Below are 11,404 nucleotides of genomic sequence, written 5' to 3'. Positions count from 1 at the left end.
TCAGCCGCGGTCGGCGGGGGAGGCGGCCTCCTGGTCCTCCGGCGGGATATCGTGGGTGGCCCATTTGCGGTCGCCGCCGGCCAGCGGCAGGGTGCCCGGCGTCTCGTGCCGGTGGATATGCGCCTTGGCAATGAAATTCGCCGTGATCGGGGCAGTCAGAAACAGGAACAGCGTGATCAGAAGCTCGTGCCACGACAGGTGCCCCTCATAGGCATAGGCATGCAGCATCGAGGCGATCAGCACGCCGCCCACCCCCAGCGTGGTCGCCTTGGTCGGGGCGTGCAGCCGCGACATCGGATCGTTAAGCTTGATCAGCCCGAAGGACCCCACCAACCCGAACACCCCGCCGATGACCAGAAAGAAAGTGATCAGAAGATCGAGAACCTGCTCCATGACGTTCCCCTATTCGATGATGTTGCCGCGCAGCATGAAGCGCGCATAGGCCACGGTCGAGACGAACCCCAGCATGGCGACGATCATCGCCGCCTCGAAAAAGATCTCGGTGCCGTTGGCCAGTCCGTAGAGGATCATCAGGGCGATCGCGTTGATCACCATGGTGTCCAGCGCCAGAACCCGGTCGCCGACGCCCTCGGCGGTCGCGATCTTCCACAGGTTCATCAGGAAGGCGAGGCCGAAACAGCCGGCGGCGAAGTAGATGGCATAGGCGATCATTCGAAAATCTCCATCAGGCGGCGTTCGTAGCGGTCCTTGATCTCGTCGCGGACCGCCTCCGGGTCTGGCGCGTCGAGGCAATGGACCAGCAGGAAATGCCCCTCGGCCGACAGGTCGGCGCTGACCGTGCCCGGCGTCAGGGTGATGGTCCCGGCCAGCACGGTAATCGCCTCGGGGCTGCGCAGCTCCATCGGGATGCAGATCCAGGCCGGATGCCGGTCGGCGTTTCGCTTGAACAGAACGATCCGGGCCACGGTGACATTGGCCACGATGATGTCCCAGATCGCGATCAGGATGTACCCGGCGATCTTCAGCGGGTGGCGCAGTTCGGGCCGGTCGGGCCAGTAGGGGCGGGTGAGAAAGGGAATCACGATACCCAGCAGAAAGCCGAACAGCAGCGAGTTCAGCGAAAAGCTGTTGACCAGCAGCAGCCAGACCAGCGTCAGCAGGCCGGTCAGGTAAGGGTGCGGGAAGATGCGGGACAGCAGCCTCATGATCCGGGCCTTTGCAGAACGGTTTCGATGTAGCCCGCCGGGGCGAAGAGCTGGGCGGCGGTCGCCTCGGTATAGCGCATCACCGGGCCGGCCAGAACCGTCAGCGCGACCAGTGCCGCCAGCAGCGCGAAGACCGGCACGAAGGCCAGCCCCGGCACCGGTTCGGGGGCGTGATCGGGCGCCTCGGGCGCGCCGTCATCCTCGTCTTCCGGCAGGTCGGGCGGCCGCAGGCTGTGGTCATGCGATTTCCAGAACAGGATGCTGCCGGCCCGCGCCATTCCGACGATGGTGATCAGCGAGGTGGTCAGGATCACCGCCCAGACGGTCCAGACCTGGGCACTGGCGCGGGACGCGTCCATCACCAGCAGCTTGCCGATGAATCCCGACAGCGGCGGCATCCCGGCCAGCGCGATGGCCCCGGCAAAGAACAGCGCCGCGACCACGCCGCCCTGCGGCATCGGCGGTGTCGGTGCCAGCCGTCCGCCCCGGCGTTCGATCACAAGGTCGGCAATCAGGAACATCAGCGCCGTGGCAAAGGTCGAATGGATCACATAGTAGACCGCCGCTGTTGCCGCCTGCGGCGTGAACAGCGAAATGGCGATCAGCAGCGTGCCCATCGAGGCGATGGCCGAAAAGGCGACCAGCCGCCCCAGCTCGCGCGCGCCGAGGATGCCGATGGAGCCGACCGCCAGCGTCAGCAGCGCGGCGGGCAGCAGCCAGTCCCCCACCAGCCCGGCGGTCACCGCCACCTCGGGGCCGAAGACCAGCGTGTAGAGGCGCAGGATGGCATAGGCGCCCACCTTGGTCATGATGGCAAAAAAGGCTGCCACCGGCATCGGCGCGTTGGCGTAGGAGGCCGGCAGCCAGAAATGTAGCGGCAGCACCGCGGCCTTGATGGCAAAGACCAGCAGCAGCAGCACCGCCCCCACCCGCAACAGCGCGGTGTCTTCAGCCGGAAGTTCGGCCACCCGCACCGCCAGATCGGCCATGTTCAGCGTGCCGGTCACCGAATAGAGCGTGCCGAGCGCGAACAGGAACAGGGTCGAGCCCAGCAGGTTGTAGACCACGTATTGCACGCCGGCCCGCAGCCGCGTGGCGCCGCCGCCGTGGATCATCAGCCCGTAGGAGGCGATCAGCAGAACCTCGAAAAAGACGAAGAGGTTGAAGGCGTCGCCGGTCAGGAAGGCGCCCAGAACTCCCATAAGCTGGAACTGGAACAGGGCATGGAAATGCCGCCCGCGGGTGTCCCAGCCCGAGCCGATGGCATAGAGCACCACCGCCAGCGCCAGAAGCGTGGTCAGCAGCACCATCAGCGCCGACAGCCGGTCCAGCACCAGCACGATGCCAAAGGGGGCGGGCCAGTCGCCCAGCTCGTACACCCCGATGGTGCCGTCCATCGCCTGGGACAGCAGCACCAGCGCGACCAGGTTCAGTGCCACCACCGAGGCGACCGAAAACACCCGCTGCAGGTCGCGGTGATAGCGGATCACCATGATGATGAAGGGCGCGACCACCGCCGGCAGGACGATGGGCGCGATGATCCAGTGGTTCATGCGTCCTCTCCCGTCTCGCCGGTCATGTCGATGCGGTCATTGCGGGCCGCCAGATAGGCGCTGAGCGCGATCATCACCACAACAGCCGTCATCCCGAAGGAGATCACGATGGCGGTCAGCACCAGCGCCTGCGGCAGCGGATCGGTATAGGCGACCTCGGCGTATTTGTTCAGGATCGGCGGCTGGTTCAGCGCCAGCCGCCCGGTGGCGAACAGGAACAGGTTCACCGCGTAGGACAGCAGCGACAGTCCGATGATCACCGGAAAGCTGCGCTGCCGCAGGATCAGGTAGATGCCGCTGGCGGTCAGGATGCCGACCGCGCTGGCCAGAAGGATCTCCATGTGCTCAGTGCCCCTTGATTACAGCCGCCGCGTCGTCGCGCTCGGGGTTGATGTCCATCGGGTGCTCGCTTGCAATGCCGGGTTGCCACGCAAAGCGCGCCAGGCTTTGCAGCGCCAGAAGGACCGCGCCCAGAACCGCCAGAAACACACCCAGGTCAAACAGCGCCGCAGTCGCCAGTTCGAATTCCTCCAGGTAGGGCGGGTGGACATAGCCGAAGGCGCTGGTCAGGAACGGCAGCCCGTTGAACCAGGCCCCCATGCCGGTGACGGCGGCCACCAGTACGCCGGTGCCGATAATGCCGTGATAGGGCAGGCCCTGCCGCTCGGTCGCCCAGGAGAAGCCCGAGGCCATGTATTGCATCACCACCGCGATCGCCGCGATCAGCCCGGCGATGAAGCCGCCTCCGGGCATGTTGTGACCCCGGAAGAAGATATAGGCCGCCACCATCAGCGCGATCGGCATCATCACCCGGGTCGCCACCACCATCATCAGCGGGTGCGCATCGCCGGCCAGCGGATACCACGGCTTGCGGTTCAGCAGGCGCGCGCGCACCCGGCTGCCCAGCACCGCCTCGGTGATGGCAAAGATGATGATCGCGGCGATGCCCAGCACGATGATTTCGCCAAAGGTGTCAAAGCCGCGGAAGTCCACCAGGATCACGTTGACCACATTGGTGCCGCCGCCACCCTTGTAGGAATTGGCAAGGTGATATTCCGAGATCGACGGCAGGGCGAAATCGCGCGTCATCAGCGCATAGATCAGCCCGCCGGCGCCCAACCCCGCGCCGACGGAGAGCACCGCATCACGCAGCTTGCGGCCCGCGCTGCTTTCGCGCGGGGTTTCCTGCGGCATGAAGTTCAGCGCGAGCAGCAGCAGGATGATCGAGACCACCTCGACCGAGATCTGGGTCAGCGCCAGGTCGGGGGCCGACAGGTAGTTGAAGCTGAGCGAGACCATGAGCCCGGTCACCCCGATCAGCACCAGCGCCAGCAGCCTGTTGCGGTGGAACGCCACCACACAGAGCGTCGCGCCCACCAGGCAGATCCATCCCACAACCGGCATCACGGTGATCGGCAGCATCGCGCGGGTCTGCGGTCCGGTGTCGCCCGACGCATAGGCGTAATAGGCCAGCGCCAGGGTGAACAACAGGAAGATCGCGGCATAACGTGTCAGCGCCCCGTCATGTAGCGCGTCGGTGATACGGCGGCTGGCGCGGGTGGCGGCCCCGACGATCGCGTCATAGATCACCTTGGCCTCGGGGCGGGGCAGGGCGTTCCACAGGCCCTCGGCCGGACGGTGCAGCATCAGCAGCAGCGCGCCGCCGGCGACCGCCACCACCGACATGTAAAGCGCCGGGGTCAGCCCGTGCCAGAGCTTGGGGTGGAAATAGGAATGATGATCGCCGGTCACCGCGTCGGCCGCGGCCACCACGATGGGGGCGGCAATCGCCTCGGGGAACAGCCCGATCAGCACCACCAGCGCAACCAGCACCGCCGGCGGCAACCACAGGCCGGGGCCGGGATCATGCGGCAGGGTTGGGTAATCGTGCCGCTTGGGCCCGAGGAAGACATGGGCGATGTAGCGCAGCGAATAGGCCACCGAGAACAGCGCGCCACCCACCGCCACCGCCGGCAACAGCCAGGGCACGCCGGCCCAGACCGCATGGGTGGCCTCCTCCAGCATCATCTCCTTGGACAGGAATCCGTTGAACGGCGGGATACCGGCCATCGACAGCGCCGCGATCCCTGCCAGCGTGAAGGTCAGCGGCATCAGGTGGCGCAGCCCGCCCAGTTGACGGATGCTGCGGGTATGCGCGGCGTGATCGACGATGCCCGCGCTCATGAACAGCGCGGCCTTGAAGGTGGCGTGGTTGATGATGTGAAACACCGCCGCCACCGCCGCCGGTTTGGTGCCAAGGCCCAGCAGCATGGTGATCAACCCCAGGTGGCTGACGGTGGAAAACGCCAGCAGCGCCTTGAGATCGTCCTTGAACAGCGCGATCACCGCGCCCAGCACCATGGTGACCAGCCCGGTGGTGGCCACGAGGTAGAACCACAGATCGGTTCCCGACAGCACCGGCCACGTCCGCGCCATCAGGAACAGCCCTGCCTTTACCATGGTGGCCGAGTGCAGATAGGCCGAGACCGGCGTCGGCGCGGCCATCGCGTGCGGCAGCCAGAAGTGGAACGGGAACTGCGCCGACTTGGTGAAGGCCCCGATCAGAATCAGGATCAGCGCCGGGGCGTAGAGCGGCGACGCCTGGATCAGATCCTTGTGCTGAAGGATCACGCTGAGGTCATAGCTGCCGGCGATATGGCCCAGGATCAGCATGCCCCCGATCATCGCCAACCCGCCCGATCCGGTGACGGCCAGCGCCATGCGCGCGCCCTGCCGCCCCTCGGGCAGGTGTTTCCAATACCCGATCAGCAGGAAGGAGGAGAGAGAGGTCAATTCCCAGAATACCAGCAAAAGCAGGATGTTGTCGGACAGGACGATCCCCACCATCGCGCCCTGGAACAGCAACAGAAAGCTGTAGAACTGCCCCATCGGGTCCTCGCGGCTGAGATAGAATCGCGCGTAGATGATGATCAGCAGGCCGATGCCCAGGATCAGTCCGGCGAACAGCAGACCCAGCCCGTCAAGCTGGAAATTCGCGTTCAGTCCCAGATCCGGCAGCCAGTCGAGCCGCGCCGAGACGGTCTCGCCGCGCAGCACCGCGGGGGCGTGCAGCAGAAGACCGATCAGCGCCAGCAATGTCACGGAACCGGTCGAGGCGGCGGCGGCATTGCGCCCGGCACGGATCAGCAGCGCGGGGAACACGGCGCCGAGAAAAGGCAGGGCCGCGATCAGGAAAAGGGACAAGGTATCGACTCCGGTTCTGACGTGCCAAGGATCTGGGTATTGCCTAAGGCTTTTTGCTCCACTGTCCAGTCCACCGGCGGCGCAACCCGGTCATTTGTTGAGAAAACCGGCAATTTTTTCGGTTCCGCGGCGGGCGCGGAACGGACGAGGAACGGGCTGGAGGGTGGCACCGGCGACTCGTCCCGTGGCGCAGCCCGGCAACGAAAAACGCGCCGGCGGGACCGGCGCGTTCGTGTGCGGGGGAGGGATGTAGCTCAGCCGCCGTGTTTGCGGATCAGCGCCTTGGCCTGGTCGATCAGCGCGGCGCCGTCGATCCCCTTGGCATCCATATCGGCGACCCAGCGTGCGATCACCGGCTGGGCCTTTTCCTTCCAGCGGGCCACTTCGGCCGCGTCCAGTTGAACGATGGTGTTACCCTTGTCGACGGCGATATCGCGGCCCGGCTTGTCACGCTCAAACATCACCTCGGCGGCGAAGGTGGCCAGTTTCTGGCCCGACTCGGCGTCCAGCGCGGCCTTGATGTCGGCGGGCAGCGCGTCGTATTTCGCCTTGTTCATCACCAGAACGATGGTGGCGGTATAGAGCGCCTCGTCGCCCGAGAACTCGGTGTGGTTCCCGACCAATTCGGCCAGCTTGATCGCCGGCGTCACCTCCCAGGGGATCACGGTGCCGTCGATCACCCCCTTGGACAGCGCCTCGGGGATCGCCGGCAGCGGCATGCCGACCGGGGTCGCGCCCAGTTCCTTGAGCAGGTCGGTGATCACACGGGTCGGCCCGCGCATCTTCTTGCCTTCCATGTCCTCGAGCCGGGTGACGCCGGTTCCGGTGTGGATCACCCCGGGTCCGTGCACCCAGGCGCCCAGAACCTTGACGTCGGAATATTCGTTCTCCTGCAGGTCGGTTTCCACCAGTTCCATGAACGCCTGCGAGGCGGCGACCGGATCGGTCATTATGAACGGCAGTTCGAACACTTCGGTGCGCGGGAACCGGCCGGGGGTATAGCCGACCACGGTCATGATGATGTCGGCGGTGCCGTCGATCGCCTGGTCCATCAGGCTGGGCGGGGTGCCGCCCATCGACATGGCGTCGAAATGCTGGATCTCCAGCTTGCCGCCGGTCGCCTCTTCGACCCGCTTGGCCCAGGGCTTCAGGATCAGTTTCGGCACCGTGGCCGGCGGCGGCAGGAACTGGTGCAGCCGCAGCGTGACCTCTTGCGCCGACAGCGCGGCGGGGGTCAGGGCAGCGGCCAGAACGGCGGCGGCCATGCCTTTCAGGATCGAGCGTTTCTTCATGGTATCCTCCCAGTTGCGGGCCTGTGCCCCTTGTCGTTCATTGCGGGCAGAGTGCCCGACGCCGCCCCGGTATTCCTCCCGGTGGCGGTGCCGGATCAGTTGACCGGATCAGTTGAGCGTGACCGGCAGGTTCAGCGGCCCGCGGAAACCGAAGCCCCAGAATGTCACCTGCGACGGGTCCGGCAGGGTCATGTCGGGGAACCGGTCGAACAGCATCGGCAGCAGGATGTCGGCCAGCATCCGGCGGGCGATATGGGTGCCCTGGCAGAAATGCGGCCCGTTGCCGAACGCCTGGTGCGGCTGTTTCGGTCGGAAGATGTCATAGCGCTCGGGCTGCTCGTAGAGGTCCTCGTCATGGTTGGCCGAGGCCTGCGCGGTCATCACGGTATCACCGGCGGGAATCAGGTAGCCGCCGATCTCGATATCTTCCTTGACCCGGCGCGAGCTGACCTGAATCGGAGCCACCCAGCGCACCCCCTCCTCGAAGGCCGCGGTCCAAAGCCCGTCGGCCTTGCAGGCGGCCAGTTGATCGGGGTTGGTCAGCAGCCCGAAGAGGATCGTCAGCAGCGCGTCGCGCGGCTCGTTGATGCCGCCGCCGATGGCGATCTTGACGTTGGCATGGATCTGGCTGCTCGGGATCGGGTCCTCGGCATTGACCATCATCGACAAGGCGCTGGGGTTGGGCTCGGCCAGGTGGCGCGGAATAACCCGCTCGAACAGCGCATCCATTTCGGCGTTGGAGCGGTCACTGCGCACAAAGGGCTCGTCGCGCCAGCCGAAATTGCCGGCGCCGTCGATCAGGTGCTGGCTCCAGCGTTGCATCTCTTCGTCGCTGGCCTCTTCGATGCCCAGCAGGTGTTTCAGGCAATGCGCCGCGAACGGACCGGCCAGGGCCGGGAACAGATCGACGGTTTCGCCGCGGGGCAGGGAGGACACGAACTGCTTGGCGATCCGGGTATAGATCGGCGTCCAGCAATTCTTGATGTTGCGTCCGGAAAAGGTCGGCGCCATCGCATCGCGCTCACGCTGATGTTCGGCGCCGTCCTTGCGCATCAGCGTATGGGCCAGAAACGCCCGCTGCATCGGCGTGTCGGGATCGTCGGTGCTGAAGATCTCGGGCGTGCCCTTGGCGTGTCTGGTGTGTTCGGCCCTGGTCAGCAGGGTGCGGCCCAATGCCTTGATCCGCAGCACCGGCGCCTCTGCCCGCAGCCGCCGATAGATCGCGTAGGGATCTCGGGTCAGCTGGTCGATGGTGATCCTGTCGTCGATCGGCGCGCGGTCGCGCGTGGCGGTCGTCATGGTCGGTCCTCCCCCCGGTAGGTAAGACGCCCGATCCTAGTCGAAGCGAACCATCTTGCAATCCGATGGAGCCGATTCATAATATCGAATTATTCAATGTTATTGGAGGTGCAACATGCCGGGACCGGATTCGCTGTCGATCGATTTCGCCGCGTTGCGCACGCTGCGGATGGTGCATGCGCATGGGTCGTTCTCGCGGGCGGCGGAGAGCCTCGGCGTGAACCAGTCCACCGTCAGCTATACGATCGAGCGGCTGCGGCGGGCGTTCTGCGATCCGCTGTTCGTGCGGCAGGGCGGCGGCGTGGTGCCGACAGAACGCTGCAACGGGATCGTCAGCGCCACGGCGCGGATGCTGGACGAGTTCGTGGCGCTGTCGCAGCCCACCGCATTCGAGCCGGCCGAGGCGCGGGCCGAGGTGACGATATCGTGCAATTTCTTCGAGCGGATCAGCCTGGTGCCGGGGCTGATGCGGACCCTGCGCGGCCGGGCGCCGGGATTGAAGGTGAACGTCCTGTCCTCGACCGTGCAGGGCAAGGCGCAACTGGACCGGGGCGAAACCGATCTGGTCATCGGCCCGGTGCGGATCGACGACAGCAGCTATTACAAGCGGCACCTGTTGCGTGACCATTACGTCTGCGTGATGGCGCCGGACAATCCCCTGTCGGCCCGGGGGCTCGATCGCGACGCCTATCTGGCGGCGCCGCATGTGACCGTCACCTATGGCGGCTCATGGCGGTCGCGTTTCCTCGTCGAGATCGAGGCGGCAGAGGCGGCACTCAACACCCGTATGGAGGTTCCGAGCCCGGCGGCCCTGCCGGAGACGCTGGCCGGCACCGATCTGATCTCGACCGTGCCGTCGCGGGTGGCCCGGGCCTTTGGCGCGGCGGTCGCGGTTCTGGACTGCCCGTTCCCGGCGCCTTTCGACGTGGATCTCTACTGGACCCCGCGCAGCCATCATTCGCCGATGTTCCGCTGGCTGCGGGAGCAGCTGGTGCAGGTGGCGGCGGGCGGGGACTGAGCCGTGTTCAGCGACTCAGGAAATCGCCCATCCGCGCCAGCGCGCGGCGGATGTTCTCCTCGCTGTTGGCATAGGAGATGCGGATGAACCCCTCGCCCAGGATACCGAAATCCGGCCCGCCGATGGTGGCGACGCCGGTTTCCTCCAACAGCGCCGAGGCCAGCGGTTTCGACGCCCAGCCGGTGCCGGAGATATTGGGAAAGGCATAAAAGGCGCCCTTGGGCACGGCACAGCTGACGCCGGGCATGGCGTTGAGCAGGTCGACCACCACCCGGCGGCGGCTGTCAAAGACGGCGACCATTTCGGCCACCGCGTCCTGCGGCCCGGTCAGCGCCGCCAGTGCCGCGTATTGTGCCGGGGTATTGACGCAGGACCAGGCATTGACCGCCAGCTTGCGCGCCTTGTCGAAGAGCGTATCGGGCCAGACCGAATAACCCAGCCGCCAGCCGGTCATGGCATAGGTCTTGGACCAGCCGTTGAGCAGGATCAGCCGGTCGCGGATCTCCGGGTAGTCCAGCAGGGTGACATGGGATTCGCCGTCATAAAGGATCTGGTCATAGATCTCGTCCGACAGCACCGCGACCCCGGGGTGATCGGCCAGCCCTGCGACCAGCCGGTCGATCTCCGTCTTCGGCGTGACCCCGCCGCAGGGGTTGGCGGGGGAGTTCAGGATCAGCAGCCGGGTGCGCGGGGTGATCAGCGACAGCGTTTCCTCGGCAGAAATGGCAAAGCCGGTCTCCTCGCGCACCGGCACCGGGACCGGGGTGGCGCCGGTGAACTCGATCATCGAGCGGTAGATCGGAAACCCCGGATCGGGATAGAGGATCTCGGCCCCCGGTTCGCCGAACATCAGGATCGCGGTGAACATGGTGACCTTGCCGCCGGGCACGACCAGCACGCGCTCGGGGCTGACCTCGGCGCCGAAGCGGCGGTGAAGGTCGGCGGAGACCGCAACGCGCAGCGGCGCGATGCCCTCGGCGGCGGTATAGCCGTGCTGGCCGTCGCGCATCGCCTTCACCGCGGCCTCGACGATATGCGGGGGCGTGGGAAAATCCGGCTGTCCGATGCCAAGGTTGATCACGTCCATACCGCCCCCGGCCAGCGCGGTGGCGCGGGCCAGCACGGCAAAGGCGTTCTCCTCGCCGATACGGTCGAAATTGGCGACGGTTCTCAAGGCGGTCCTCCCCGGTCGTCTGTTGCCGCCTTTGTGCGGGATTGGGCGGGAAAGCTCAATTGGCTGTTTCTATGGCGGAACGATGCGACGGCGGACCCGTAGGGCGGGCATTCTGCCCACCATTGCACAGGGGTCGGATGCCCAAATTGGCGGTGGGCAGAATGCCCACCCTACGGAGGCTGTCGAACAGATCTGGAACACGTCGTGCATCCACTGTCAGGAGGTTGGAGCGTGACTGTTCTTTCGTCCAGAAACGGCGAGCAACGACTTCTCAGGCCCGTTTGTTTTCGAGAGCAGGAATTATCTGCGCGCAGAAGCCTGTAGAGAAAAAGCGTTAAGCCTTGACCTTGCGTCCCTCATAGTCGAACTTTCAAGTGCTCAACTTAAGGGGAAATCTGATGCGCAGACTTTTTCTTATGCTTGTATTTCTTTTTCACGCGAATATGGCATTTGCGGACGAGTGTGAAATTGAAGACTTCACGTACCAGAAGAAGTCGAAGTACCTGTTTATCAGCGGTGCCACGACATGTCGGGAGGGCCTCCTTACTATACGGTTTTATGACGGAGATACCGACGAGTTCCTCGCGAGTGATTTCACATTCATTAAAGGTTACAGTTTTCAGGCGTATGTTGATGCGCGCGTTCCGGCCAAGCTGAGCATCAAGTATACCGTCGACTGATCGCTATGTGCTGGTACG

The 11,404-nt window shown here is 65.3% G+C and carries 11 protein-coding genes; 2 read left to right on the top strand and 9 right to left on the bottom strand.

What is annotated here, in order from left to right; genetic code table 11:
• The 8 genes from P1U75_RS06660 to P1U75_RS06625 all read right to left on the bottom strand — a co-directional run bounded on the left by P1U75_RS06660 (nt 1) and on the right by P1U75_RS06625 (nt 8,514).
• The gene (locus P1U75_RS06660; RefSeq protein WP_300241238.1) at nt 1–393 is read right to left on the bottom strand and encodes a Na+/H+ antiporter subunit G; all 393 of its coding nucleotides are present in this window, start codon (nt 391–393) and stop codon (nt 1–3) included.
• Nucleotides 394–402: 9 nt separating this feature from the next.
• Complete coding sequence (locus P1U75_RS06655; RefSeq protein ID WP_300241236.1) at nt 403–672, bottom strand: K+/H+ antiporter subunit F; 270 nt, start codon at nt 670–672, stop codon at nt 403–405.
• Nucleotides 669–1,166 (bottom strand): Na+/H+ antiporter subunit E, encoded by a 498-nt coding sequence (locus P1U75_RS06650; RefSeq protein ID WP_300241233.1) that lies wholly within the window; start codon nt 1,164–1,166, stop codon nt 669–671. The genes P1U75_RS06655 and P1U75_RS06650 overlap by 4 nt, the downstream gene beginning before the upstream one ends.
• Nucleotides 1,163–2,719, bottom strand: a complete 1,557-nt coding sequence (locus P1U75_RS06645; RefSeq protein WP_300241231.1) for a monovalent cation/H+ antiporter subunit D — start codon at nt 2,717–2,719, stop codon at nt 1,163–1,165. The genes P1U75_RS06650 and P1U75_RS06645 overlap by 4 nt, the downstream gene beginning before the upstream one ends.
• Nucleotides 2,716–3,060 carry a Na+/H+ antiporter subunit C gene (locus P1U75_RS06640; RefSeq protein ID WP_300241229.1) on the bottom strand — a complete coding sequence of 115 codons (345 nt, stop codon included), beginning with the start codon at nt 3,058–3,060 and terminating at the stop codon, nt 2,716–2,718. The genes P1U75_RS06645 and P1U75_RS06640 overlap by 4 nt, the downstream gene beginning before the upstream one ends.
• A gap of 4 nt (nt 3,061–3,064) precedes the next feature.
• Complete coding sequence (locus tag P1U75_RS06635; RefSeq protein ID WP_300241227.1) at nt 3,065–5,923, bottom strand: monovalent cation/H+ antiporter subunit A; 2,859 nt, start codon at nt 5,921–5,923, stop codon at nt 3,065–3,067.
• A gap of 254 nt (nt 5,924–6,177) precedes the next feature.
• Entirely contained in the window at nt 6,178–7,215 is a 1,038-nt protein-coding gene (locus P1U75_RS06630) for a TRAP transporter substrate-binding protein (RefSeq protein ID WP_300241225.1), read from the bottom strand.
• Nucleotides 7,216–7,323: 108 nt separating this feature from the next.
• Nucleotides 7,324–8,514: a cytochrome P450 gene (locus P1U75_RS06625; protein ID WP_300241223.1), complete on the bottom strand. Its 1,191-nt coding sequence runs from the start codon at nt 8,512–8,514 to the stop codon at nt 7,324–7,326.
• A 115-nt stretch (nt 8,515–8,629) separates the two neighbouring features.
• Between P1U75_RS06625 and P1U75_RS06620 the strand changes: the two genes are divergently transcribed.
• Nucleotides 8,630–9,532 (top strand): LysR family transcriptional regulator, encoded by a 903-nt coding sequence (locus tag P1U75_RS06620; protein ID WP_300241221.1) that lies wholly within the window; start codon nt 8,630–8,632, stop codon nt 9,530–9,532.
• Between the two features lie 7 nt (nt 9,533–9,539).
• On the opposite strand, the gene P1U75_RS06615 is transcribed toward P1U75_RS06620, so the two are convergent.
• The gene (locus tag P1U75_RS06615) at nt 9,540–10,706 is read right to left on the bottom strand and encodes a pyridoxal phosphate-dependent aminotransferase (RefSeq protein ID WP_300241219.1); all 1,167 of its coding nucleotides are present in this window, start codon (nt 10,704–10,706) and stop codon (nt 9,540–9,542) included.
• Between the two features lie 398 nt (nt 10,707–11,104).
• Between P1U75_RS06615 and P1U75_RS06610 the strand changes: the two genes are divergently transcribed.
• Nucleotides 11,105–11,386: a hypothetical protein gene (locus P1U75_RS06610; RefSeq protein ID WP_300241217.1), complete on the top strand. Its 282-nt coding sequence runs from the start codon at nt 11,105–11,107 to the stop codon at nt 11,384–11,386.
• Nucleotides 11,387–11,404 lie beyond the last annotated feature (18 nt).

Source organism: Antarcticimicrobium sp., from assembly GCF_029212575.1.
GTDB lineage: Bacteria > Pseudomonadota > Alphaproteobacteria > Rhodobacterales > Rhodobacteraceae > Antarcticimicrobium.
Note: the sequence above shows the minus strand (reverse complement) of the source record. Positions and strands in the feature narration are given on the sequence as shown.